General features: G+C 42.0%; 29 protein-coding genes and 1 riboswitch. Of the genes, 18 read left to right on the top strand and 11 right to left on the bottom strand.

Annotated features, from left to right (window positions below):
• From ACYH0L_RS17775 to ACYH0L_RS17765, 3 genes are all read left to right on the top strand, one after another.
• Positions 1-327 (top strand): PTS lactose/cellobiose transporter subunit IIA, encoded by a 327-nt coding sequence (locus tag ACYH0L_RS17775; RefSeq protein ID WP_230031591.1) that lies wholly within the window; start codon positions 1-3, stop codon positions 325-327.
• Positions 324-1,652, top strand: coding sequence for a 6-phospho-beta-glucosidase (locus ACYH0L_RS17770; RefSeq protein WP_256499133.1), 1,329 nt, complete (start codon positions 324-326; stop codon positions 1,650-1,652). Before ACYH0L_RS17775 ends, ACYH0L_RS17770 begins: the two co-directional genes overlap by 4 nt.
• A 117-nt stretch (positions 1,653-1,769) precedes the next feature.
• Positions 1,770-2,168, top strand: a complete 399-nt coding sequence (locus ACYH0L_RS17765) for a hypothetical protein (protein ID WP_034660737.1) — start codon at positions 1,770-1,772, stop codon at positions 2,166-2,168.
• Between the two features lie 314 nt (positions 2,169-2,482).
• Here the strand turns inward: ACYH0L_RS17765 and ACYH0L_RS17760 are convergent, their stop codons facing one another.
• Positions 2,483-3,574 carry a branched-chain amino acid aminotransferase gene (locus ACYH0L_RS17760; protein ID WP_099728049.1) on the bottom strand — a complete coding sequence of 364 codons (1,092 nt, stop codon included), beginning with the start codon at positions 3,572-3,574 and terminating at the stop codon, positions 2,483-2,485.
• 363 nt (positions 3,575-3,937) lie between these two features.
• On the opposite strand from ACYH0L_RS17760, the gene ACYH0L_RS17755 reads away from it, so the two are divergent.
• From ACYH0L_RS17755 to ywaC, 5 genes are all read left to right on the top strand, one after another.
• On the top strand, positions 3,938-5,365 hold the full coding sequence (locus ACYH0L_RS17755; RefSeq protein WP_482354189.1) for a right-handed parallel beta-helix repeat-containing protein: 1,428 nt from the start codon (positions 3,938-3,940) through the stop codon (positions 5,363-5,365).
• Between the two features lie 118 nt (positions 5,366-5,483).
• Positions 5,484-5,594, top strand: a riboswitch (SAM riboswitch).
• Between the two features lie 169 nt (positions 5,595-5,763).
• Entirely contained in the window at positions 5,764-6,882 is a 1,119-nt protein-coding gene (locus tag ACYH0L_RS17750) for a sugar ABC transporter substrate-binding protein (protein ID WP_327924900.1), read from the top strand.
• A gap of 72 nt (positions 6,883-6,954) precedes the next feature.
• Entirely contained in the window at positions 6,955-8,451 is a 1,497-nt protein-coding gene (locus ACYH0L_RS17745) for a sugar ABC transporter ATP-binding protein (protein ID WP_410612318.1), read from the top strand.
• Positions 8,448-9,461, top strand: coding sequence for an ABC transporter permease (locus ACYH0L_RS17740; protein WP_256499114.1), 1,014 nt, complete (start codon positions 8,448-8,450; stop codon positions 9,459-9,461). Before ACYH0L_RS17745 ends, ACYH0L_RS17740 begins: the two co-directional genes overlap by 4 nt.
• A gap of 93 nt (positions 9,462-9,554) precedes the next feature.
• Positions 9,555-10,187 carry a GTP pyrophosphokinase YwaC gene (gene ywaC / locus ACYH0L_RS17735; protein WP_099728045.1) on the top strand — a complete coding sequence of 211 codons (633 nt, stop codon included), beginning with the start codon at positions 9,555-9,557 and terminating at the stop codon, positions 10,185-10,187.
• A 179-nt stretch (positions 10,188-10,366) separates the two neighbouring features.
• Here ywaC and ACYH0L_RS17730 read toward each other — a convergent pair whose 3' ends face one another.
• The gene (locus ACYH0L_RS17730; RefSeq protein WP_256499113.1) at positions 10,367-10,519 is read right to left on the bottom strand and encodes a hypothetical protein; all 153 of its coding nucleotides are present in this window, start codon (positions 10,517-10,519) and stop codon (positions 10,367-10,369) included.
• 16 nt (positions 10,520-10,535) lie between these two features.
• The gene (locus ACYH0L_RS17725) at positions 10,536-11,621 is read right to left on the bottom strand and encodes a response regulator aspartate phosphatase (RefSeq protein WP_482354188.1); all 1,086 of its coding nucleotides are present in this window, start codon (positions 11,619-11,621) and stop codon (positions 10,536-10,538) included.
• A 529-nt stretch (positions 11,622-12,150) separates the two neighbouring features.
• Here ACYH0L_RS17725 and ACYH0L_RS17720 point away from each other — a divergent pair.
• The 3 genes from ACYH0L_RS17720 (at position 12,151) to ACYH0L_RS17710 (ending at position 14,355) form a co-directional block, all read left to right on the top strand.
• On the top strand, positions 12,151-12,915 hold the full coding sequence (locus ACYH0L_RS17720; protein ID WP_034660424.1) for a transporter substrate-binding domain-containing protein: 765 nt from the start codon (positions 12,151-12,153) through the stop codon (positions 12,913-12,915).
• Between the two features lie 70 nt (positions 12,916-12,985).
• Positions 12,986-13,630 (top strand): amino acid ABC transporter permease, encoded by a 645-nt coding sequence (locus ACYH0L_RS17715; RefSeq protein ID WP_099728043.1) that lies wholly within the window; start codon positions 12,986-12,988, stop codon positions 13,628-13,630.
• Positions 13,627-14,355 (top strand): amino acid ABC transporter ATP-binding protein, encoded by a 729-nt coding sequence (locus tag ACYH0L_RS17710; protein ID WP_305881444.1) that lies wholly within the window; start codon positions 13,627-13,629, stop codon positions 14,353-14,355. Before ACYH0L_RS17715 ends, ACYH0L_RS17710 begins: the two co-directional genes overlap by 4 nt.
• A 114-nt stretch (positions 14,356-14,469) precedes the next feature.
• On the opposite strand, the gene ACYH0L_RS17705 is transcribed toward ACYH0L_RS17710, so the two are convergent.
• Positions 14,470-14,853, bottom strand: coding sequence for a VOC family protein (locus tag ACYH0L_RS17705; RefSeq protein WP_008345541.1), 384 nt, complete (start codon positions 14,851-14,853; stop codon positions 14,470-14,472).
• Between the two features lie 118 nt (positions 14,854-14,971).
• Here ACYH0L_RS17705 and ACYH0L_RS17700 point away from each other — a divergent pair, with 118 nt between their 5' ends.
• Positions 14,972-16,153 carry a class I SAM-dependent rRNA methyltransferase gene (locus ACYH0L_RS17700; RefSeq protein ID WP_482354187.1) on the top strand — a complete coding sequence of 394 codons (1,182 nt, stop codon included), beginning with the start codon at positions 14,972-14,974 and terminating at the stop codon, positions 16,151-16,153.
• 37 nt (positions 16,154-16,190) lie between these two features.
• Here the strand turns inward: ACYH0L_RS17700 and ACYH0L_RS17695 are convergent, their stop codons facing one another.
• The gene (locus ACYH0L_RS17695) at positions 16,191-16,871 is read right to left on the bottom strand and encodes a CidB/LrgB family autolysis modulator (protein WP_249705351.1); all 681 of its coding nucleotides are present in this window, start codon (positions 16,869-16,871) and stop codon (positions 16,191-16,193) included.
• On the bottom strand, positions 16,865-17,248 hold the full coding sequence (locus tag ACYH0L_RS17690) for a CidA/LrgA family holin-like protein (protein ID WP_099728039.1): 384 nt from the start codon (positions 17,246-17,248) through the stop codon (positions 16,865-16,867). The genes ACYH0L_RS17695 and ACYH0L_RS17690 overlap by 7 nt, the downstream gene beginning before the upstream one ends.
• Positions 17,249-17,413: 165 nt before the next feature.
• Here ACYH0L_RS17690 and cidR point away from each other — a divergent pair, with 165 nt between their 5' ends.
• The 4 genes from cidR (at position 17,414) to ACYH0L_RS17670 (ending at position 20,507) form a co-directional block, all read left to right on the top strand.
• On the top strand, positions 17,414-18,301 hold the full coding sequence (cidR, locus tag ACYH0L_RS17685; protein WP_099728038.1) for a cidABC operon transcriptional activator CidR: 888 nt from the start codon (positions 17,414-17,416) through the stop codon (positions 18,299-18,301).
• Positions 18,302-18,318: 17 nt separating this feature from the next.
• Positions 18,319-19,143 (top strand): hydroxyethylthiazole kinase, encoded by an 825-nt coding sequence (gene thiM, locus ACYH0L_RS17680; RefSeq protein WP_099728037.1) that lies wholly within the window; start codon positions 18,319-18,321, stop codon positions 19,141-19,143.
• Entirely contained in the window at positions 19,130-19,798 is a 669-nt protein-coding gene (gene thiE / locus ACYH0L_RS17675; protein WP_249705349.1) for a thiamine phosphate synthase, read from the top strand. The genes thiM and thiE overlap by 14 nt, the downstream gene beginning before the upstream one ends.
• Before the next feature lie 334 nt (positions 19,799-20,132).
• Positions 20,133-20,507 (top strand): nuclear transport factor 2 family protein, encoded by a 375-nt coding sequence (locus tag ACYH0L_RS17670; RefSeq protein WP_099728035.1) that lies wholly within the window; start codon positions 20,133-20,135, stop codon positions 20,505-20,507.
• Positions 20,508-20,534: 27 nt separating this feature from the next.
• Here the strand turns inward: ACYH0L_RS17670 and ACYH0L_RS17665 are convergent, their stop codons facing one another.
• From ACYH0L_RS17665 to ACYH0L_RS17645, 5 genes are all read right to left on the bottom strand, one after another.
• Positions 20,535-22,076, bottom strand: coding sequence for a solute symporter family protein (locus tag ACYH0L_RS17665; protein WP_099728034.1), 1,542 nt, complete (start codon positions 22,074-22,076; stop codon positions 20,535-20,537).
• Complete coding sequence (locus ACYH0L_RS17660) at positions 22,073-22,387, bottom strand: DUF485 domain-containing protein (protein ID WP_256499105.1); 315 nt, start codon at positions 22,385-22,387, stop codon at positions 22,073-22,075. The genes ACYH0L_RS17665 and ACYH0L_RS17660 overlap by 4 nt, the downstream gene beginning before the upstream one ends.
• Before the next feature lie 107 nt (positions 22,388-22,494).
• Complete coding sequence (locus ACYH0L_RS17655; RefSeq protein WP_256499104.1) at positions 22,495-23,163, bottom strand: glycosyltransferase family protein; 669 nt, start codon at positions 23,161-23,163, stop codon at positions 22,495-22,497.
• On the bottom strand, positions 23,156-23,845 hold the full coding sequence (locus ACYH0L_RS17650; RefSeq protein ID WP_230030561.1) for a class I SAM-dependent methyltransferase: 690 nt from the start codon (positions 23,843-23,845) through the stop codon (positions 23,156-23,158). Before ACYH0L_RS17650 ends, ACYH0L_RS17655 begins: the two co-directional genes overlap by 8 nt.
• A 302-nt stretch (positions 23,846-24,147) precedes the next feature.
• Positions 24,148-24,288 carry an anti-repressor SinI family protein gene (locus ACYH0L_RS17645; protein ID WP_008345506.1) on the bottom strand — a complete coding sequence of 47 codons (141 nt, stop codon included), beginning with the start codon at positions 24,286-24,288 and terminating at the stop codon, positions 24,148-24,150.
• Between the two features lie 457 nt (positions 24,289-24,745).
• Here ACYH0L_RS17645 and ACYH0L_RS17640 point away from each other — a divergent pair, with 457 nt between their 5' ends.
• Complete coding sequence (locus tag ACYH0L_RS17640) at positions 24,746-25,129, top strand: GtrA family protein (RefSeq protein WP_012011676.1); 384 nt, start codon at positions 24,746-24,748, stop codon at positions 25,127-25,129.
• A 27-nt stretch (positions 25,130-25,156) separates the two neighbouring features.
• The gene (locus ACYH0L_RS17635) at positions 25,157-25,414 is read left to right on the top strand and encodes a hypothetical protein (RefSeq protein ID WP_008345502.1); all 258 of its coding nucleotides are present in this window, start codon (positions 25,157-25,159) and stop codon (positions 25,412-25,414) included.
• Positions 25,415-25,432: the final 18 nt, after the last annotated feature.

Below are 25,432 nucleotides of genomic sequence, written 5' to 3'. Positions count from 1 at the left end.
ATGGAAATGGAACAAATTGTGTTTCAACTCATCTTACACGGTGGAAATGGCAGAAGCTCTGCAATGGAGGCCATTACATGTGCAAAGCAAGGCAACTTTGATGAGGCGAAGCAAAAATTGCAGGAAGCACAGGACGCGTTAAATGAGGCGCATCACGCACAGACAGAGCTGATCCAAGGAGAAATCAGAGGAGAAAAGGCAGGCATCAGTCTCTTAATGATTCATGCACAAGATCATCTCATGAACGCCATGACCGTCAAGGAGCTTGCAGCGGAAATCATCGAGCTCCATGAAAAAATGAAGCAACTCGGAGGTGTCAATTCATGAAAGACGGAATCAAAATTGTCACAATAGGCGGTGGCTCGAGCTATACGCCTGAGCTGGTTGAAGGTTTTATCAAACGGTATCATGAATTGCCTGTAAAGGAATTATGGCTTGTGGATATTGAAGCAGGGCAGGAAAAGCTGAACATCGTGGGTGCTCTGGCAAAACGTATGGTCGAAAAAGCCGGTCTGCCGATTGAGGTACACCTGACTCTTGACCGCCGGGCAGCCCTGAAGGACGCAGACTTTGTCACGACACAATTTCGTGTAGGACTGCTGGAAGCACGGGCAAAGGATGAGAGAATACCGCTCAAATACGGCGTCATTGGGCAGGAAACAAACGGGCCAGGCGGTTTATTTAAAGGTCTTCGCACCATTCCAGTCATTCTAGAGATCGTGAAGGATATGGAGAAGCTTTGTCCAGATGCATGGCTTGTGAACTTTACAAATCCAGCAGGCATGGTCACAGAAGCTGTTTTACGGTACACGAATCTAAAAAAAGTGGTCGGTCTATGCAATGTGCCGATTGGGATCAAAATGGGGATTGCCAAGGCGTTAGATGTGGATGTTGAACGTATTGAGGTGCAGTTTGCCGGTCTCAATCACATGGTCTATGGATTAGACGTGTATTTAGACGGGGTCAGCATTATGGATCAAGTGCTCGATGAACTAGGAAATCCGAATAGCCAGTGGTCCATGAAAAACATTGAAGCGAAAAACTGGGAGCCATCTTTTGTCAAAGGCTTAGGGGTTATCCCATGTCCGTATCACCGTTATTACTATAAAACAAAAGATATGCTGGAAGAAGAGCAAAAGGCGGCCCAAGAAAAAGGAACAAGAGCAGAGGTTGTGCAGCAAGTCGAGCAAGAATTATTTGAGCTGTATAAAGATCCTGATTTATCGATTAAACCGCCGCAGCTCGAAAAAAGAGGCGGGGCGTATTACAGCGATGCCGCATGTAACTTAATCAGCTCGATCTATAATGATAAGCATGACATTCAACCCGTGAATACAGTGAACAGAGGAGCGATTGCCAGCATTCCACCGGAATCAGCGGTGGAAGTGAACTGTATCATTACGAAGGACGGACCAAAACCTATAGCGACAGGTGATCTGCCTGTGGCAGTGAGAGGGCTCGTTCAGCAAATCAAATCATTTGAGCGCATGGCAGCTGAAGCGGCTGTGACAGGAAATTACGAGACGGCTCTTGTCGCCATGACGATCAACCCGCTTGTCCCTTCTGACGAAATTGCAAAGCAAATGTTAGATGAAATGCTCGAAGCGCACCGTGAGTATTTACCGCAATTCTTCAAATCAGTCAAAGCGTAAAACAAAGTGGCCCCTTTATGGGGTCGTTTTTTATCATTGCCCCATATGGGAATTCAAGAAAGAAGTGTATGATAGAAAAAACAGCATGTATGGCTTCAAAGAAAGGACGGTTTGAATATGGTTGCAATTGGTTTAATGCTTTACGGCTTTATCGTTCAACCACTGATGAGTTATGGCACAGTGGTCTTGTTTTTGTATGGCATCATTGCTTCATTTATTGGTCTTATTCGTCATAGACAGTATGTGTGGATTTATGTTCTCCGCCTGCTCGTTTGTTTTACCATTCCAGTGACCAACCTGTTGATGTATTTCGCAACGATTGGTGGAGATGAAAGAGACTTTGATTTCCAGCCCATGCCGCTTGTTTATTATCTTGTCTTTATCCTAGAAATCATCATCGTCTTTTTACCAGAGATCTTTTTACTGATCGAAAGAAAGCGGAGCATAAAAAGGAAACAGTGGATATATGCAGGGGCGATTGTGGGGGTATCGGTCTTGTTTTGGTGCACGATTTGATGGGCGGCTGACTGGACATCTGAGTCTATTTCGCCTTTTTGTTGTGTAGCCTCTTTCGTCTAACCTTTACAAAAGTAATGGAAAGAACAAGGATAAAAATCCCGAGAACCTTAAATAGAAACCGGGTGAGGAACGGTGAATCGTCGAAACCTGTAGCTATGATCATCGATCCGATGCAAATACCTAAGAACGCTAGTAGATAAGTAAAAAACATACCATCACTCCTTATACGTATGATTACCATTATAAGGTATATTGGAGGGGTAAATAAACAAAAAAAGAACCCTTCATGACTGAAAGGTTCTTTCACATGCTTAAGCCTGCTTGACAACCGAGTCAACTTCTACTGTCCAGCCAAAGATGTCTGGCTGTGTTCCTTTTTGAATGCCAGTAATGGCTTCGTACAATTTCTTCGATACTTCGCCTGTTTGACCATTTTGAATGACATATGGCTGATCGTGATAAATTAATTCACCGACAGGAGAGATTACGGCCGCCGTCCCAGTTCCAAAGATTTCTTCAAGTTCGCCTGCTTGATGTGCTTCAATTAACTCATCAATTGAAATTTTGCGTTCTGTCACTGGAATGTCCCAATGCTTTAACAGCTCAAGTACAGAGTTACGTGTGATGCCTTCTAAAATGCTGCCGTTCAATTCAGGTGTCACGATTTCTCCATTGATTTTAAAGAAGATATTCATACTGCCGACTTCTTCAATGTACTTTTTCTCGACCCCATCAAGCCAAAGAACCTGTGAAAACCCTTTGGTTTCAGCGACTTGCTGTGCCTTCAGGCTTGATGCATAGTTTCCGGCTGTTTTGGCATTTCCTGTTCCACCCTTAACGGCACGGACAAACTCGTTTTCAACCGCAATTTTCACCGGATGGATGCCTTCTTTATAGTATGATCCCACTGGAGATAAAATAATGAGCAGCTTATACGTGCTTGACGGTGCAACGCCTAAATATGGCTCAGTGGAAATAATGAATGGACGAATATACAAGGAAGTGCCCTCTGCATCAGGTACCCAATCCTTATCAATACGAATGAGTTCATTTAAGCCCTCTAAAACCGTTTCTGTATCAATTTGCGGGATACATAGGCGGTCATTCGATCTGTTTAAGCGTTCCATGTTCTTTTCCGGACGGAATAAGAGAATTTTTTGATCCTCCGAAACATAAGCCTTTAAGCCTTCAAAAACAGATTGACCATAATGGTAGACCATAGAAGCTGGGTCCATTGGAATCGCCTGATAAGGAATAATTCTTGGATCGTACCAGCCTTTATCAATTGAATAATCCATCACAAACATGTGGTCTGTGAAGATTTTTCCGAATTCAAGTTGATCAGATTGAGGTTTTGGTTTTTTTGTTGAACTAAGTTCAACGCGGATGGGTTGTTTTGGCATCGTAAATCTCCTTGCTGTTTGATTATTTGAAAATTCTAATAATATGAAATAATTATGATTCTATTCTATACCTTCACAAAATATTAGCAATAGGTTTTCTAGAATTCAGACAAGAAAAATCTGTTAAAGCGCTTTTCTTCTCTCCCGTCAGTTTGGCTCATGTCACCCCTTTTCAAAAAAGAAATAAAAACCAAATGCATTATTAACTGATTAATCTGACAATTTATAACGAGTGGTTCCTGTAAGATATTCTTTCAACCATACACCTTTTGACCAGTACCTTGCAAGGGGCAGCGTCATATTTTAATCCTCTTTTTTTTAACCGATAAAGGAAGAAGAGAAGTGAAAGGAGCAAACAACGAGATGAAACGAATGATACCAGGTATCTTACTGATTATATTCATAACCGTGATCAGCTTTGGCTGTCAAGCGATGACAGAGGAGGCTGGCGCCAAGCAAGGCACAACTTATTACGTGGCAACAAACGGAAACGACCAAAACCCGGGAACGCAGCAAAAACCTTTCCGCACACTGAAGAAATCGGCAAGTATGGCTAAAGCTGGGGCAACGATTTACATGAGAGGCGGTACATACAAAGAGAAATTGATTGTCCGTCATTCAGGAACAAAGAAAGCACCAGTTGTCTTTCAAGCTTATGGAAAAGAAAAGCCTGTCATTAGCGGAGCATCCCTTAAAGGAAATCAAGCAGACGGCGGTCTTGTAACGATCGATCAAAAAAGCTACATCACACTCAAAGGTCTTACGGTTGGGCATATTAAGACGAATAAAGAAGATGTAACACCAGTCGGTATTTTCATCAAAGGAAGCGGCAAAGGAGTCAAGCTGCTCAACAACCGAGTGTATGACATTCAGACGACACACAAAAATGGGAATGCGCATGGTATTGCTGTCTATGGGACAAAAGCTCCTGCTGCCATTGAAGACATTGAAATCAAAGGAAATACCGTTGAAAAATTAAAACTTGGCTTCAGTGAAGCCCTTGTGTTAAACGGGAACGTCAAAAAATTTCGCGTGACACATAACACGGTCAGGCACACTGATAATATTGGCATTGATTTAATTGGTTTTGAGAAAGTAGCCCCTTCTAAAAAATATGATCAGGTCAGAAATGGTGTCGTATCTAGAAACAAAGTATATGGGATTACGAGTTATGGGAATCCAGCTTACGGCAAGGACATCTCCGCTGGCGGAATTTATGTGGATGGCGGGAAAGACATTGTGATCGATCATAACATCACACATCACAATGACCTTGGGATTGAAGTCACAAGTGAACATAAAGGGAAAATGGCGGATCGCATTCGCATCGAGCACAATCAAGTGTATCTAAACCGTTATACAGGCATTTCAATTGGCGGCTATGATAAGAAGCGGGGCGGAACAACAAACACGACCATCTCGCATAATATTTTGTACAAAAATGACACAGCCGGCCTAGAAGGCGGTCAATTGCTCATGCAATATCAAGCAGTGAACAATCGGATCACGAATAATATCATGACAGCTAGTAGATCGCATTACTTAGTCGTGAACCTTTATCAAGTGAACCAAAAGAATACATTCCAGAAGAACGTCTATGATGACCGCAAAGGTGCGAAAGCATCACAGTGGGTATGGCGCGGAAAATGGATGGAAGGCTACAAAACGTATCGCTCCAAAAGCGGTCAAGATAAAGGATCAGTACACCTCAATCCACATTATGTGAATGAGAAAAAATATGATTTCCGTCTGAAGAAATCTTCACCTGCCAAGAAAATCGTCGGCAGTTAATCAAATCAATGACCATGCACATATCATTTTAGAAATATTCAAAAAAGTCATTGACATTGGTGGGACATCGCATTAAAGTAAAGAAGACATTTCAACTAAAACAAATTTCATAACGGATCTCTTATCAAGAGAGGCAGAGGGACTGGCCCTATGACGCCCAGCAACCGTTTCTATTTTTAGAAATTGGTGCTAATTCCTGCAAAGCTGTTACAGCTTTGACAGATAAGAGAGGAAGACTTCCCGATACATGTTTCATGCAACGGTGATCAAGCCTCTCTTCTTCAAGAGAGGCTTTTTTGTCTCTATTTTAGAAGCAATCCATTGGTTTACTGGCGTTTTCTTACTTTTTTACCTAGTTTTCTGATGTGATAAATAAAATAACTGGAGGAGGAACAGCAATGAAACGTAAATATTGGACATCATCTCTTGTATTATTGACGATCCTAACCGTCCTATTAGCAGGCTGTGGAGCAGGATCAAGCTCAGGCTCAAAGGCGAATGCGAACGAAAAAGTTTCCTTTGACAATGTACCGAAGCGCTTTGCAAAGGGACAGGGAGCAAAAATTAAAGTCATCCGTAAAATCGGAGGAGATGATCATACAGCGCAGTTTTTAGCTGGGACGAAGGCAGAAGGTGAAGCGCTTGGCTTTACGGTAGATGTCTACACCGCAAATGGAAATACAGCGAAATTCCATGATGCGATCTCTCAGGCGCTGGAAGAAAATTATGATGGCTTTATCATCTCTCATGGGGACGACGAGGCGACCGTCGCTGACGTGAAAAAGATCACAGCGAAGGGCATTCCAGTCGTAGCGTTTGATTCGAATCCTAAGCTGAAGGACATCAAAGGGGTCACAGTGACGTCTCAAGATGACGAACAATTAGCGAAAAAATCATTAGACGCACTCGTATCTGATTTTAAAGGAAAAGCAAATATTGCATACCTCTGGGTAGATGGGTTCCCGCCAATGGTGAGACGAAACAAGGTGTACCAAGAAACACTCAAACAGCATGCAGGGCTCAAGGAGCTTGACCGTTTTGGCATTGCTTCCTCTGATACGTCTGTTCAAACACAAAATGCAGTGGCTGCCATGCTGAATAAGTATCCAAAGGGCAAGCTTGACGCTATTTTTGCCACGTGGGACGCATTTGCTATTGGTGCAGCAAGAGCCTTAAAGGAAGCAGGAAGAACAGAAGTGAAGATTTACGGTATTGATGTGTCAAATGCCGATCTTCAGGAAATGACAGCGAAAGACAGCTCATGGAAGTACACAGCAGCGGTTGATCCGAAGCTCATTGGTGCAGTTGACGTGAGGATTCTTGCGAAGAAAATAGCTGGAGAGAAAACACCATCTTCCTATGACCTTGAGGCCTCTCTCATTTCACAAAAGCAGCTTCAACAAGCAGGCAAGGCCATCAATATGGTCAATCTTGCGGAAGAAGTAAAGGGGTTCGGTTCATCTACTGCTTTTGAAGAAGATTGGATGAAGACCTTGAAGAAACATTATGCAAAATAAACAACGTACACTCTCTTTCCATAGAGGGTGTTTCGTTTTTCAAATGACGATCAATAGACAAGGAGGACACCTATGACTTCGCCGCTTGTTTGTATGGAGAACATTTCGATTGAATTCCCTGGGGTTAAAGCGCTGGATCAAGTGAATTTCACATTAAAAAAAGGCACGGTCCATGCGCTGATTGGAGCGAATGGTGCTGGGAAGTCAACGTTAATGAAAGTTCTTTCTGGCGTTCATTCGCATTTTGAAGGAACCATCCACATCAATGGCAAGGCTGCATCGATTCAAACACCAAAGGAAGCGGCCTCATACGGTGTGCAGACGGTCCATCAAGAAGTGGATACGGCTCTTGTTCCCTATCTAAGTGTTGGTGAGAACATGATGATGCATGAGATTGAGAAAAAATCATTTGTCCGCTGGAAAGAGCTTCATCGCAAGGCGGCTCAACTATTAAAAGAGATGGACATCGACATCTCTACAAAACGTCTTGTGAGTGATCTGACACTTGCAGAAAAACAGATGGTGCTCATTGCCAAGGCCGTTTCGATCAAATGCAGCATTTTAATTTTAGATGAACCAACCGCTCCGCTTAGTCATGCGGAAACAAGCAAGTTATTCTCAATGATTGATCAGCTGAAAAAGAATGGAACGGGCATCGTTTTTATCTCCCATCGCATGCCCGAAATTTTCAACATCTGTGATGAGCTGACTGTGATGCGAAATGGAACCGATGTGGCGGCACACCTCGTCAAAGACACCAATCCCCAGCAGATCATTGAGGAAATGCTAGGCGCGCCATTAGAGGAGCAATTCCCGCCCCGTACACCTTTGAAGGATGCACCTATTGTGCTTGAAGTGAAACAGTTATACGACCAGCATAAATTAAGCAACATTCATCTTCATGTGAAAAAGGGAGAAATTCTCGGGATTGCAGGACTTGTCGGTGCTGGTAAAACAGAGTTGTGCAAAGCCCTTTTCGGCGCCTCAGAAAAGAAGGCGGGCACTGTGCAGCTTCATGGTAAAACCATTCAAATCAAATCGCCTCATCAAGCCGTGAGAGCCGGCTTGGCACTTGTTCCCGAGGAGCGGAGAAAAGAAGGGATTCTAACGGAAGAGACCGTGGGATGGAACTTAACAGCTGCAAGTCTTCGCTCATTCTCACGGGTGCTCAGCTTCTTACATCGTCCTAAGGAAAAGCAGGCAGCAGGTGAAATCGTCAAACGGCTTGGCGTCAAAACGCCTTCTCTTGAGGCGAAGGTAAAGCATTTATCTGGTGGAAATCAGCAGAAGATTGCCATTGGAAAATGGCTGCTAGCTGAGGCGGATGTGTATCTCTTTGATGAACCAACCAAAGGCGTAGACGTTGGAGCGAAAAAAGACATTTTCTCTCTTATTGCAGAACTTGCCGCCCGGGGAAAGTCCGTGATTTATGCGTCAAGTGAGCTGGCGGAAATTGCGGGCATCGCAGATCGAGTATACGTGCTATATGATGGCAGCATTGCCCGGGAAATGACCGCACCAACGACAGAAGAAGAGCTTTTATATCATTCAACAGGAGGACAATCATGAGCGAACGACAAATTTCAGCCCCTGTGCAGCAAATGAAAAAACAGCGGCCATCATTTCACCTGTTTGATTTCTTTTATCAATACGGCACTATCTTAACGATTGTCGTTTTGATCGTGGTATTTGCGGCAGCGAATCCAGCGTTTTTGCAATCAGGGAATATCATCAACATTTTACGATCTATCTCAATTGTCACCATCATTGCGGTGGGCTTAACGATATCATTGGCAGTGAATGGCTTTGATTTATCAGTAGGCTCAGTCGCTACGTTATCGAATGCGATTGTAATCTCTATGTTTGTATGGTTCTCGCAAAATCCACTGATTGCGATCCTCTCTGCGCTAGCGGCTTCTATTATTGTTGGTTTACTGAATGCATGGATGATTGTCAAAATGAAGATTCCAGATATGCTTATGACATTAGCCATGATGTTTATCATTCAAGGGCTGGCACAAACCTATACGAAAGGTGCGACCATTTCTGAAAATATGGTGCTGCCTGATGGTACTTTCTCGACTGGTACCATCCCCGCCTTTTTCAGTAAAATCGGACAGGTGCCATATATCATTCTGATTATGGCAGCCATCGTGCTATTTGCACATGTTTTCATGACCTACACAAAGCATGGCCGATTGATGTACATCATCGGTGGGAATAAGGAAGCGGCTCGATTGTCTGGCATTCATGTGAACAAATACAAAATCGCAGCATATCTTCTCTCTGCTTTATTTGCAGCGATAGGTGGTATTGTACTGGCGTCAAGGGTGATGACAGCAGAAATTAATGCTGGAGCGCCTTATTTAATGGATGGAGTAGCGGCTGCCTTTATCGGCTTTTCTGTCATGGGAGCAGGTAAGCCAAACGCATTTGGCACTTTTATTGGTGCTGTGCTCATCGGTATTTTACAAAATGGACTTGTGATGATGTCTGTCCCTTACTATGCGATGGACATTGTGAAAGGATCGGTGCTTGCACTTGCGCTGGCGCTGACGTATTACAAGCAGCGTAGCTAAGACGTATTTTTTTAAAACCATTCGAGTCCTCTCTCCGTCTAGTAAACGGAAAGCGGTGTAACCGCCGTTTGCCAAAAGGAGATGACAAATAGAATGAATATGTCAGCAACTCATGTAGAAGATTTGAAAAGTGTCATGGAAGACTGGAAAAATGAATTATTAGTATATAAATTTGCGTTAGATGAAATGGATACAAAGTTTTCAATAATTAGTCAGGAATATAATTTAATCCATGGACATAACCCAATAGAGCATACAAAATCACGGATCAAATCCTTTGAAAGCATCGTAAATAAGCTAGCAAGAAAGGGATGCGACATCACTACACAATGTGCAAAGGAGCATATTCATGATATCGCTGGAGTACGCATCATCTGCTCCTTTATTCAGGATATCTATAACGTTATTGATGTATTGAGGCAAAGAGAAGATTTAAAGATCCTTGAAGTGAAGGATTACATTCAACATCCAAAGCCAAACGGCTACAGAAGTCTTCATTTAATTGTTGAGATTCCTGTCTACTTAACGAATCGTGTGGAGCATGTGAAGGTCGAGATTCAGGTTCGGACCATTGCGATGGATTTCTGGGCGAGTCTTGAACATAAAATCTATTATAAACTGCAAAACGATGTCCCTCATCAGCTCACCGATGAACTGAAGGAAGCGGCAGATATCGCCCATTACTTAGATGAAAAAATGCAAAATATCAAACGAGAAATTGATTAGCAGATAAAAAGAGTAGCTGTTTTTGACAGCTACTCTCAGCGTGTAGACAAACCCTCGCATTCGGTGTCAGTCCTGCGTGCTGGTGCTCACGAATCTCAAATTCGCTCCGCTCCGGTACTCGTCCTTCCTAGACTGCAAAGGTTTTCTATCACGCTGAAAAGAAGACAAAGGCTTCCATATTAAGGGTTGGTTCCGCGATCTCTCTTTTGAATGATCGTACTCTTGTCTTGAGATTGTGCAGATTGGCTGTCTTTTTGGCTAGAAGTTCCAATGAAAATACCTGTTATCAAGAGCGTAAAAATCGCACTTGTGATGAGCCATTTCTTCATCATACATCACTCCATATTCTTAACAAGTTTTTAAGGACAACGCCTTGTTCCAAAAATAAGTGGATTCTTCATGAAGCCCATTATCCGTTAAGTAAGCTGCTACATCCTGACAGATGGCTTCAAGATCGACAAGGAAATTCATTGATTCTAATTGATCACAATAAGACATGATTTGCTCGATCATGTTGTCTGGCTGAAGCATGAGTGTTTCTAAAATGGATAATTTAAGTGAAATGTTTCGTTGTTTTAAATTTTCTGCTTTTTGAAGTGAAAGCTGTACGTAATAGTGGAACAAACCAGGCTTTTTCAGCTTAAATAGTGCTTTTGTGTAGCCATACATGGCAAGTAAATAGCCGCCTGGAGAAGAAGTTTCGAATGTCTCAATGAATAAAGCTTTTTCTAGGAGCGGTACAGCTTCACTGTATTCATTTCTTAAACTTTTAATAAAGGCTGCATTGCAATACGCGTGACCAAGTAAGTCTGGGTCTTCCATCTGTTCTAGTGAATGAATCACTTCTTCAAACAACGTCACTGCCTCATCATATTTCGATTGATCAGCATAATTCAAAGCAAGCATCATTTGACAGCTGATTGATTTTTTCACATAACATGGATCTGCGTCGTAAATAGATGAAGCCATCTTTAAGTGGTGTATGGAGAGAAGCGTGGACCTAATATTATAGTATAGGCATCCAGTTTTATAATGAAATTCTGCTTTTTCAATGTCATCGTGCACGAGGTCTAATTTTTCCTCGGCCAATCTTAAATGATGAAATGCCGTATCTTGATTCCCTCTGCGCATTTCATACATGCCTTTAAAGAAATAGAAATAGTAGCTGAGCATATCATCCGTACGGATCGCATTTTCATCAACAAAAAGACTATGATCTAACGAAGCTGTATCTTCGATGAGATCCTTAAATCGGTATTCTAGTAATTGATAGTAAAGTAAGACGTCTTGATTCTCTTCCATTCGATCAAACGCTTGAAGAATGTCTTCTTTTAGCTGTATCGCTTCTTGTATCTCTCTTTTTTTCATCATGACATACCAGTCATTTAGCATATTCGCTACATCAACGGACGACAAAACCCTAGTTTCTGCCAACTCATATCCTCCTTTCTTCATCTATCCGTCTATTTCGATTTCCGGTCATTTGAATCAACTTTCCATATTAAGTATCTTCTTATATTTTAAGCGCTCTCTCGCGAATTGTAAAACATGTTTTTTGATGTAAATTCAACCAATAGTGAAAAATAAAGGGATTCCAAGGATTTTGTATACGCTTACATTTTTTTAGGTAAATAGAGGGTTTTTGAAAAAATATATTGCAATATCAATAGAGAGAGAATGGCGGTCGATGAGTGTTTTTTCGTAGAAGAGAAAGAAACGGCGATTTTCAAGGTGCAGACTCATTTTTACGTGAGATTATCTTACATCATGATTGTGAATCCCTCTTCTTTCAGAATAAAATGAGTTATTCGCAAAAAAAGTAAAATTTAAAGAGACTATTGATCTAGAATTGTATAGATCTTTGGTATTGATAAAAAACATCACACACCATAGATTTAGCGTGGTATAGTAATATTGTTATTGCGAATATTTAGACAAAACTGACAATAGGGGGTCGTGTTTTATGAAGAAATCGATGTTACTGATCATGGGACTAATTGTTGTGCTTGTCATGGCAGCCTGTGGATCGAAATCGGACAGCGGTTCGGGAGAAGGCAAAGGCACATATAAAATTGGGATAGATACAACATATCCGCCATTTGAATTTGAAAAGGGCGGTAAATATGAAGGAATAGACGTTGATTTAATTAACGCGATTGCAAAGGACCAAGATTTCAAAGTGAAGCTTGAAGCAATGGACTTCTCAGGGATCATTCCAGCGATGCAAGCAGGTCAGCTTGATGTGGGAATGGGCGGGATGAGTATTACAGATGAGCGTAAAAAGAAAGTAGATTTCTCAGATCCATATTTCGACGCTGGACTGACAGTTGTCGTGAAAAAGGACAGCAGCATCAAATCAATTGATGATTTAAAGGGGAAAAAGCTAGCTGTTAAAAATGGGACAACAGGAGCAAAATTTGCATCAGATAACGCAGATAAATATGGGTATGAAGTTGTTCAATTTAATGACAGTCCATCTATGTTCCAAGAAGTATCGAATGGAAATGCAGATGCATTGATCGAGGATTATCCTGTCATTACGTATGCGATCGCCCAACAAGATTTAAAATTGAAAACAGTTGGAGACCGTTTGAATGGGGACCAATACGGTATCTCTGTGATGAAGGGGAAAAACCAAGACTTACTGAAGAAAATCAATAAAGGCCTAGAGAACCTAAAGAAAAACGGTGAATATGACAAAATCATTGATAAATATTTGAAGTCATAACACAAGCGAGGCGCGCTCCGAGCGCGCTTTCTTTATGTGTACATCGTATGTGAATTAGGGAGGGAGAAACATGGATACGATTATGAATGCATTTCCATATTTAATGGATGGTTTGCAAACCACTTTATACATCTTTGTTGTTGCTATCATTTTAGGATTTATCATCGGTTTAATTGTGGCATTATTCCGCCTGTCACCATTTAAAGTCTTGAATTTCATCGCACTCGTTTTTGTAAATGCCATTCGAGGTACGCCGTTTATCGTACAGCTATTCTTCATTTATTTTGGTTTGAATACACTTGAATTCATTTCGCTTGATCGAGTGCCGGCAGGGATTATTACAGTAGCGATTAATGCGGGGGCTTATTTCTCAGAAATTATTCGTGCAGGGATTCAGTCCATTGATAAAGGACAAACAGAAGCCGCACGCTCTCTAGGTTTTACAGGGGGACAAAACATGCGCTTTATTGTCCTTCCGCAGGCATTTCGCCGGATGCTTCCAGCGATTACAAACCAAGCCATCATCAGCTTAAAGGACACGTCCCTCTTATCTATTATCGGGATCGCCGATATTATGCAGCGAGGGCAAGTACAAGCATCGGCTACATTTGATCCTTTAAATGTCTGGCTCATTGTCGGTGTCATTTATTTCGTGATCATTTATTTACTTTCTCTACTGGCTAGCTATGCAGAAAGGAGATTTGATATCAAATGAGTATGATTACGGTGAAAAACTTAAAGAAATCCTTTGGTGAGAACGAAGTCTTAAAGGATATGAATGCAGTCATTGAGGAAAAGGAGGTAGTGTGTGTCATTGGTCCCTCTGGATCAGGAAAAAGCACGTTTCTACGATGTCTTAATAAATTAGAGGATATTACTGCTGGAGAAGTCATTGTCCATGGACATACGATTACAGATCCAAAGGTTAACATCAATAAAGTACGGCAAGAAGTGGGCATGGTATTTCAGCACTTTAATTTATTTCCTCATAAAACGGTTTTAGAAAATATCACGATCGCACCAATTAAGGTAAAAGGTGTCGAAAAGAAGGCGGCAGTCGATAAAGCCATAGACTTGCTTGAAAAGGTCGGCTTAAAGGACAAAGCCAAAAGCTATCCTAACCAATTATCTGGTGGACAAAAACAGCGTGTCGCCATTGCAAGAGCCTTGGCGATGGACCCGAAAGTGCTATTATTCGATGAACCGACATCGGCACTTGACCCTGAGGTCGTTGGGGATGTATTAGCTGTTATGAAACAATTAGCAGTCGAAGGCATGACGATGATTGTGGTCACACATGAAATGGGCTTTGCAAGAGAGGTAGGAGACCGCGTGATCTTTATGGATGGCGGTTATATCGTCGAAGAAGACAAACCGGAAGCACTCTTTGGAAACCCGCAGCATGAGCGTACAAAATCATTCCTTAGCAAGGTGCTATAAAAAAAGAGTAAGGGCAGATATACATGCTCTTACTCTTTTTTATAAATAAATGGATCATAAGAGACATCGCCATTCATATGAAGATAGGATAGCCACCCAATTTCCTAGGAAATATTAGCGCTGGAAGAATTCAATCCATTCTTGATCTGGTCCTCTGAAAAAGAAGTAGCAATATCCATTTGGCAATGTTGTGATTTCCTCATCTATTAATTCAATTTGCAGCTTTTGAATACGGTTGAATTCAGCATGAATATTGTCTGTTGTGAAGGCGAGATGGTGGACCTTTCCTTCAGATGGCAGGTCACTGCTGTAGCCCTGAATGAGCTCAATTTCCGTTTCTGCTTCGTCTTTGAATCCAAGAAATGCAAGCTCAATCACTCCGTTTGTATGAGTGATCCGATCCTTTAATTTCATGCCCACAACTTTTTCATAAAAATCAATGGACTGATCAATATTCGTGACCATAATACCTGTATGATCTAAGCGTAATGTCGTCAAAAGAAGAGCCTCCTCTATGTCATGTTGATATTTTTCTCCTCATCTTATCATAATAGAAGTAACGTATACATTCATATGGTAGGATAGAGAGAGTCAATTTAGGATAAGGATGACACAAATGAAAAAAATCTCATTAAAACAAACATTTGCAGAACAAGTGAAAAAGGGATATCCGCTCATTTCAAAAGATGCTGTATCGCGTGTGAACGGAGTGCAGGAAGGCGAGCTCATTGAATGGGTGGATGAAAGAGGCTCCTTTTTAGGAAAAGGCTATTATGGTGTGCAAAATAAAGGAATCGGCTGGGTGCTTTCCTTTGATGCGAACGAAAAAATAGATCAGGCCTTTTTTGTCTCTAAGCTTGAGCAGGCAGCGAAAAGTAGAACGCATTTATTTCGTGATACGCAGACGACTGCTTTTCGTGTGTTCAATGGAGAGGGTGATGGAATTGGTGGAATCACCATTGATTATTATGACGGATTCTATCTCATCCAATGGTATAGCGAAGGTGTTAATACATTAAAAGCAGATGTATTGGCTGCGCTTGAGCAGGTATATCCAGACTATAAAGGAATTTATGAAAAGAAACGCTTTGATACGTCTGGACAATACATTGAGGATGATGATTTTGTGAAGGGAGAAAAAGGGGACTTTCCTCTCATCGTGAAAGAAAACGGTATGAACGTGGCGGTTTACTTAAATGATGGCGCTATGACAGGCATTTTCCTTGATCAGCGTCATGTGAGAAAAGCAATCCGAGATCGTTATGCAAAAGGAAAGACTGTGCTCAATACATTTTCTTACACAGGCGCTTTCTCGGTGGCAGCAGCGATTGGCGGAGCGAGCCGTACGACAAGTGTGGATGTCGCAAACCGCAGCTTGAAAAAAACATCCGAGCAGTTTGAAGTCAATGGAATTGATGTGGACGGACAGGATATCAAAGTCATGGACGTATTTAAATACTTCCCATTTGCAGCGAAGAAGGGATGGACCTATGATTTAGTCATCTTAGACCCGCCTTCCTTTGCACGATCGAAAAAACACACATTCAGTGCAGCGAAGGATTATAAAAAGCTATTAAAAGAAGCTATCCAAATCACGGCTGAGAACGGCGTCATTGTGGCATCAACCAATAGCAGTGCATTTGGAATGAAAAAATTTAAAGGATTTATTGCTGATGCCTTTAAAGAATCTGGACAAACGTATCGTATCCTCGAAGAGTATACCCTTCCCGAGGATTTCCGTACAACTAAGAATTATCCTGAAGGAAACTATTTGAAGGTTGTCTTCATTCAAGCATAAGAAAAAGCCATTTTCCAATAAGGGGAAATGGCTTTTTTTATAAGGTGAACGACATGAGGATAGGCGCTGCACATAATGTAATAATGGCGGAAATAATCATTGACACACTTGAGATTGTACCTGAGACAGAGCTTAATTCAAAGGCTTTCGATGTTCCTGCCCCGTGTGCACCTGTACCAAGCAGGACGCCCATTGCAATGTCATTATCAATGCGGAAATAACGGATGACCATTGGACCGATGATCGAACCGAACAGTGCCGTTAAAATGACGAATACAGCCGTAACGGATGGCATGCCGCCGATCATTTCTGACACACTCATTGCCACTGGTGTTGTGATCGACCTTGGGACAAGGCTCTCAATAAGGCTTGTGTCCAAATGAAACAATTTGGCGATAAATGCCGTTGATAAGATGGCGATGACAGAACCGCAAGCCACATTCAAAATAATTTCCACTGCATGCTTCTTCAGAATGTGAAAATACTTATATAAAGGAATGGCAAAAGCAACAGTCGCAGGCTGAAGCATATTCGTGAGCCATTTCCCGCCTTGATTATAAGCATCGTAAGGAATGTTTACGATTAACAGCAGGGCCACAAGGACAAGCGGAGTCACAAGTAACGGAGAAACATAGACTTTCGGATGCCGTTTGTACACCGCTTTTGATCCGAGATATAAAAGAACCGTTAAGATCAGAAATAGTCCGCCAACTAACATAGCTTTTTTCGCTCCTTTCTTTTCGCAATCATTTGCGTCATCATGCCAGTCGAGAGCATGACCACAAAGGTACTAAGTAAGACGACAAGGACAATACTTGTGCCAGATTGAGAAAGCAATTTTCCATAATCAATCACACCTACTGCTGACGGGATAAAGAAGAGCAGCAGTTCTCCGAGCAGCCATACGGCGCCAAGTTCAATCCATTTTAATTTAATGATGTTAAAATGAAGTAATAAGAAAATGACAAGAATGCCTAAGATCGTGCCCGGAATTCTTAAATGCAAAAAGGCCGCCAGCACATTCATCAATTTCGCAAAAACAAATAAAGCCATAATCTGAAGGGTAGCAATCAGCGGCGTTTTGAGCAATTGCACTTTCTGTTCACTCCTTTTTCTATATAAATTGTTCACTGTTTCACAAAAACATGACAACGTTCCAATTGATGAGCTTACTTTAAAGTGTACAGCACGCTCTATTATAGGTAAAATACATATATCGAATAGTTATTATTCCTTTTGTCTATAGAAAGGATGAGCCATGTGGACATCAGACATTTAACATATTTTTTAGAAGTGGCAAGGTTAAAGAGCTTCACGAAAGCATCGCAATCCCTTTATGTGTCGCAGCCGACCATTTCCAAGATGGTCAAAAACCTGGAGGATGAGCTGGGGGTGCAGCTGTTCTACCGGAACGGCCGGCAGGTTGAAATGACAGATGCTGGACAAACGATGTATACACAGGCAAGTGAAATCACCCAATCATTTCAGAATTTAACGAGTGAATTAAATGATTTAATGGATGTAAAAAAAGGGCATATTCGAATAGGGCTGCCGCCCATGATTGGGTCAAGTTTCTTCCCAAATGTCATGGGAGAATTCCGCCAGCAGTATCCAGATGTCACATTTCAATTGGTTGAGCACGGCTCTATTAAAGTTGAGGAAGGCGTCGAGGATGGATCGTTAGATATTGGTGTCATTGTTCTGCCTGCAAATGATAAAATTTTTCATACGTACACCATTATTAAAGAGAACATGAAGCTTGTGACGCATCCATCGCATCCGATGGCAGGGCGTGATGAGGTGCATTTAGCTGATTTGAAGGAAGAGTCTTTTATTTTCTTTAGAGAAGATTTTGTTTTGCACAGCCGAATATTGAATGAATGTATGAATGCAGGGTTCCGGCCAAATGTCATTTATGAAACGTCTCAATGGGATTTCATTAGTGAAATGGTAGCCGAGAACCTTGGGATCGGGCTTCTCCCTGAACGGATCTGCCGAGATCTTGATCCTGAAAAGGTAAAGGTTATTTCCTTACACCCATCTATCCCATGGCATTTGGGTGTTATTTGGCGAAAGGACCGCTATTTGTCCTTTGCAGCAAGAGAATGGTTAAAGCATACTAAATCTTATGTCTGGGATGCTGAGTAAAAGGGAGGACGATACTGATGAAAATAAGCTGCGCATCTAATCTACTAGAGAAAGTTCGAGCAAATAATCCACTTGTCCATAACATCACCAATCAAGTCGTGACGAATTTTACAGCCAACGGACTGCTTGCTTTAGGTGCCTCTCCTGTCATGGCAAATGCCAAAGAGGAGGTCGCCGAAATGGCGCAATTAGCGGATGCACTTGTTCTCAATATTGGCACACTGACAAAGGACACTGTGGAGGCTATGGTCATTGCAGGACAAGCGGCTAATGAAAAAGGTGTACCTGTTCTATTAGATCCTGTTGGGGTAGGTGCGACAACGTTTCGAACGAGAACGGCGAAACAGCTGTTACAGCAAGTAAAGATATCCGTTGTGAGAGGAAATGCTGCTGAAATCGCTCATTTACTCGGAGTGGATGGCTGGCAGTCAAAAGGCGTTGATGCGAAAGAGACGAATGGGGATGTATCTGCATTAGCGAAGCAAGCGGCAAAAGTATTTCAGACCGTTGTGGTGATCACAGGAAAAGTCGATGTAGTGTCAGATGGAGATGAGGTGCTGTCCATTCATAATGGACATGAATGGCTGACAAAGGTGACAGGGACTGGCTGTTTACTCACATCTGTCATCGGCACATTTTGTGCAACGGGTGAACTGCCACTTCATGCGTCGGCAGCTGCTCTGCTGTTTTATGGTGTCGCAGCTGAAAAGGCTGCTCAGCAGACAAAAGGGAGTGGACCAGGAACCTTTCAAATAGAATTGTTAAACGCATTATCAAACACAAATAGCGATGATGTGATCACGTTAGGGAAAATAGGGGGAGTTTCGCATGACAAAGGATGATCAACAGCAAATCAAACAGCAATTATCGGTTTATTTTATTATGGGAACAACGAATACAAGCAGGCATCCGCTTGATGTCGTGAAAGAAGCCATTCAAGGCGGGATCACCATGTTTCAATTTCGTGAAAAGGGTGAAGGAGCCCTGCAAGGTGAAGAGAAGAAACAATTGGCCCGGGACATACAAGCCCTGTGCCAAGAAGCGAATGTCCCTTTTATCGTAAATGATGATGTACAGCTAGCGGTAGATCTTGATGCAGATGGTGTCCATGTTGGTCAGGAAGATACAAATGCACAAGACGTGCGGCAGAGGATCGGAAATAAACTATTAGGCGTGTCCACTCATCATATAGATGAAGTGAAACAAGCGATGAAGGACGGGGCAGATTATGTCGGGATGGGTCCGGTCTACCCAACAGAGACGAAAAAGGATACACGCAGTGTCCAAGGTGTGTCTTTGATCACCGAAGTACGTCATCATGGTCTTCATATTCCGATTGTTGGGATTGGCGGCATCACATATGAAAATGCTGCACCAGTCATACAAGCAGGAGCAGATGGCATTAGCATCATTAGCGCCATTAGCCAAAGCACGGATCCAAAAAAAGCGGCAGAAGAACTAAAATCACTTGTTGTATCAGAAAAAGCATCTCTTTAATCTGTAGAAGACATGAATGACTCCATTCATGTCTCAGCGTGTAGACAAACCCTCGCATTCGGTGTCAGTCCTGCGTGCCGGTGCTCACGAATGTCAAATTCGCTCCGCTCCGGTACTCGTCCTTCCTAGACTGCAAAGGTTTTCTATCACGCTGAAAAGAAGACAAAGGGCTAAAATAAAAATCATTTTAGCCCTTTGTCAACAGTCTAAGACATGAATGACTCCATTCATGTCTTTTCTTATTTGGGGAAAAATAGACAGGAAAGAAACAATTGTGTACAATCTTATTGTTCGATTGTTTTCGAAATGACAGGTAAATAAAGGAGAATGAACAATGAAAGTGCTCGATACGTATTTTCGCCGATATGATGAGGCGGGAAAAGGACAGGAGCAAATGGACGAATTGCTGGCGTTGTTTTCTGACGATGTCATGATTGTCTTAAATGGCGCTCAAAAGCCTGGTATTCAAGAGTTTACACAATTTTTGAACACGTTCTTTCACGTACATGAAGACATTAAGCATATGTGGGATGGATGGGTGGAAAGAGAAGATGGAAAGTATGAAACAAACTGGGCTGTTTGCGGAAAGCTCACGAATGGCCGTGTATATACAGCAGAAGGAATTGACATTGCGGAACTGGACGATCAAGGGAAAATCATTTATTTAGAAAACATTCCGAAAAACCCAGAGTTATTCCAGCGCTATTAAAAAGCCGGCAGAGCAGCCGGCTTTTCCTTATGAATCAGTATCCATATGCATGCCTGTATGTGCCTTTACTTGAATTTCTGTAAAGGTCTCTTCATCTGCTTTTTCAGAGGAGAAAATGGTGCCTAAGTAAGCGGCAAGGAATCCAAGTGGGATAGAGATAATCCCTGGGTTTGACAGCGGGATGAGTGGCTCGCCTGTGAAGATGGCTGCTCCCGATGGGTCCCAGACGCTTGGGCTGAGCGATACGATGATAAGTGCACTCAGAAGACCCGTTAAGCTCCCTGCAATGGCGCCAGTGGAGTTAAATCGTTTCCAAAAGACAGTGAAGATAATCAATGGTAAATTCGCACTTGCTGCAACTGCGAAGGCAAGAGACACGAGAAAAGCGACGTTTAAGGACTGGGCAAATAACGCAAGGACGATGGAGAGGATGGACACGCCAATTGAAGCAAAGCGTGCGGCCTTGACCTGTTCTCGTTCACTCGCTTTCCCTTTGCGGATGATCTGACTATAAAAATCATGGGCAAAAGCAGATGCGGCGGATAATACGAGTCCTGTCACCACAGCTAATATGGTCGCAAAGGCGATTGCGGAAACAAAGGCAAATAAGAAATCTCCTCCAAGGGCTTGTGCGAGCATAGGTGCGGCCATGTTCCCTGCTGCATCGGCTGCTGTGATCGCTTCTGATCCGACAAAGGCAGCGGCACCGAAGCCAAGGAAAACCGTCATTAAATAAAAAATCCCGATGATCCAAGTGGCTGAAAGGACAGATTTTCGCGCGGAAATGGCATCCTTTACCGTATAAAAACGGATCAAAATATGTGGCAAACCAGCCGTACCAAGCACTAGGGCAAGGTTCAGAGACAGGGTTTCCAATGGCACATCATATTTATTTCCCGGATGTAGGAACGACTCGCCGAGAGGGGTCGCTGTTTTCATCTGCTCGAACATCTTCAGCAGACTAAAATCAAACTTTGCAAACACAAGCAGTGAAATGATCAAGGTTCCAATCATGAGGAGAACGGCCTTTGTGATTTGTACCCAGCTGGTAGCAATCATGCCGCCAAACACCACATAAATGGTCATCAAGACACCCACGATCAACACGGCGATCCAATAATCAATGCCAAGAAGCAGTTTAATCAATGCGCCTGCTCCAACAAGCTGTGCAATCATATAAAAAGTAGATACCGTGATCGTGTTAAAGGCAGCAACCCCTCGAATGGCCGGCCGCTTAAATCGTGCAGCAATCATATCTGCCATCGTATATTTCCCTAGATTTCGAAGTGGTTCGGCCACAACGTAAAGAACGACAAGATACGCCACAAGAAAACCAATGCTATAGAAAAAACCGTCAAAACCATTTAACGCGATCATTCCGGCGATTCCTAAAAATGATGCAGCGGACATATAATCGCCTGCGATGGCAAGACCGTTCTGAAACCCTGTCAGACCTCCGCCTGCTGTATAAAAATCACTCGCACTACTTGTTTTCTTCGCAGCAAAATATGTGATGACCAATGTGAGCCCTACGATCGCTACGAATAAAATAAAAGCGGTCATGCTCATTCGTCATCACCTCTCGATTCGTTTTTTAAAGCGCTTACATATTTGTCGAACTGAGCCGCTTTTTTCGCATAAAGTCCACATAAAACCCATGTCATGACAAATTGTGTGAGGGCGAATAACCAAGCCCATGAGATAGCACCAATTGCCGGTGTGTTCAAAAAGGTGAAGTAGGATGTAGCAACCGGAAGTGAAAAGTAAAAGAGAAAAAAGAAAATCGTCATCGGTACGATAAATCTGCGTTTTTCCTCAAGAAGTTTTCGAAAATCCTCTGAAGCGGCAACCTTCTTATAATGAACTTTTTTGTCTGCCATTGTTTCCTCCTTTGTACGAATTAGGGACAAGGTACTCCAATGCATATGAGACGATCTGGTTGTTTATGACAGTATATCATAAAAAAGGCACCCGAAAAGGGTGCTTTCTACCGATAATTCGCAAGAAATGTTTGTCTCGCTTTTTCATATGCTTCTGCGTCAAAATGATCTCCGCATTTGTGTATACACCAAGGCTCTTCTTGTCTTGCGATCCCGATCTCATATCCTTGCTTCACGAATTCAAAAGACTGCGATACATCATAAAAGTGAAAGCCGTCAAAGAGATCATCACGCCACCTGATATCATGTTGAGTCGCGATAAAAAGACCGTCAATAGCCGAAGCCTTGATATAATCTTGGGTCTCCGATTGTTGACGACCCGATTCAAACGAAAGCAGCTGATAGGTGTCGTGCCGATATTCAATCACTTTCCCCCTGCAATCCTGGCTCTCCCACCAAATCCCATTGTCAGGCACACTTTCTGCACCTATCACCCCAAGCAGGCCAAGTGACGGATTTTGCAAAAAAAGGGGGATGAGCTCGAGGAGCATATGCTGTTTGACGATCAGTGTATCTTGATGAAGATATATTTTAAACTGAGCAGGATGAGCGAAGGCTTCATTATATCCAGAGGCCATACTGGATGCCTGTCTAATCGGCAAGACCTCCACATGATAACCATGCGGAGCAGGAAGTGAAGCGAGCTGCCGGAAGCAAGCCTGAAACATCGACTCATCATTCACACATAAAACAAAAAGGATAGTGGGGTTACTCATTGAATTGAACCGCCTCAACCACATATTGATAGGCTGTAGCTGCTTCGTTAAAATCAAAACGGATGCCGTGCTTCACGAGTAATTCATGTAAATCATCCATCACACTCGCATAGGAAGGGTGCTGTACGCGAATGGCTTCAAGTTCGCGAATGCGAAAACCCGCTGAATGAAAGAGTGCATGAATTTCGTGAAGGGTAAAGAAACGTAAATGGGTTTGATCCATTAACCCTGCATCTGTATAAGAAAATCTGCCGGCTAGTAATTCTAAAACCGTTGAAATATGGCCGATATTCGGAATGGATGACAGGATGGCACCTTCTTTTTTAAGGAAGGGTTTGACCTTTTTTAAAACAGCCCACGGGTCCAATAAATGTTCGAGTACGTCTCCGAAAATGATGCAGTCAAATTGTTCATGTTGATAAGGGAGAGCCATCTGTTCAATATTGCCGCATAGAACATGATCTAGCTCCTGCTCAGCCTGCTTTGCTGCATTCTCAAAAGATTCAATCCCGTAAATGGTCCGGTCCTTTTGTTTAAGGATTTTTCCAAGCTTGCCTGTGCCGCATCCGATATCCAAAATAGACGTCCATTCCTCACGAATACGGCTGACGATGACAGGGTTTACACCGTGATAATACTGATCCTTTTTTTGGTGATAATAGGAAAGGGAATCTGAACTCATGCACTACCCACCTTTCTTTTTTCTCGTTGTTCTCATGCTTACTATATGGGTGGGAAGCTTGGTTTTATAATAAGAGAAGGGCAATTTTCATGAATGGCAGTTAAAAAGAGATCATATAAAGAACGGGAAACGGACTGTCCTCCTAATATAGAAAGACAGAACCCCATTGAGTGGAAGGGATTGGTATAAAGAGGTGTTCAATTATTGTAGCGTATCGTCATGAAAGGATTTTCAAAAGGTCAATTGAAAGGTCAGAACTTTTAGCCAAAGCAGTCTGAAAGACAAAGGATAACGGCGTTGATTTACGGTTTGTTTATCATCTTCTGATCACCGTTGGATGTTAAAAAAGCTTGTATTTCTTCGATGCCTAGTCCAATTTTTTTCGCTTCCTGAATCAAATAAACCCACTCTTCGTCAACTCTTCTTTTCACTTGCGTATCCATAATATCCTCCAGTTCAATAAGACATATTCATCTGCAACCAATGACTTGAATAAACCGTCTAGTAACTGTACGTGTGAGTGAAAACAGCACAAATTAGATTTTTGTCGAAAAATGATGACATTTAACCTATTTTGTAAAAACTATCACCTACCACGTCCCTAAAAAAATGACTAAAAAACCCAAAATTATTGATTTCTTACTTCTAATAATAAACAATTGTAAAGTCAGTTAAAAGATTATAAATTAAAATAATGATAAAGACCTAAATCATTTGACTCATATAAACCGATTAGGTTGACATATGCCATCAATTAGAACAAATTTCATCTTTGCAGGACGCACATATTGTTCGTTTGGGAAGTTCTTCTCAAGATGGTATTCTAAAAGAAACAGAAACCACCAAGAAGGAATGAAGAAAGAGATGTATAGCCTTTTTCAAAAGTATCAAGAAGTTGTCATGTATCTTGTTATGGGTGTGTGCACAACCATTGTCAACATAGTCAGCTTCTATTTATTCGTTGAGATGTTTTCCATGGATTATAAAACAGCAACGGTTGTTTCATGGGTATTTGCTGTTCTCTTTGCTTATATCACCAATAAGAAGTATGTCTTCAAGCAAAAGGCTCGTGACACAAAAAGTCTTATGCGTGAGCTTTCTTCATTTTTTAGTGTCCGTCTCATGTCTCTAGGTGTAGATCTAGGGCTGATGATTTTATTTGTGAGCCAAATGGCGCTCAATGAAACTGTCGCAAAAATTCTTGTCAACTTTGTGATTGTGGTGGTCAATTATGTCGCCAGTAAATGGTTCGTCTTTAAGAAAACAAAAGAAGATGCGATTTAACACATGAAAAAAGATAGGTGATGTGAAATGAGCAGCAGGCCAGACGAATTATATGATGCCATATATCAACAAACAGAAAAGCAGCATGAACAAGTGCTGAGGCTAGTCAAAGAAATGACCGCACATCCAGAAGCGTTTTCAGAACAAGAAAAGGAAAAGATCAACCGCATGGACATTGCGCTTCAAACGGCAACAGACATTTTAGAAAACTTAATGACCCCTGACACGCAAATGACCATTGTTTTAAGACAAGGGAGAATTCGTGTTGATCTGACGAAAGCGTAAAAGAAGCAGCCAATTGAA

It is taken from the genome of Bacillus sp. MC1252, assembly GCF_056838025.1.
This window is presented reverse-complemented; position numbering and strand designations above follow the sequence as displayed.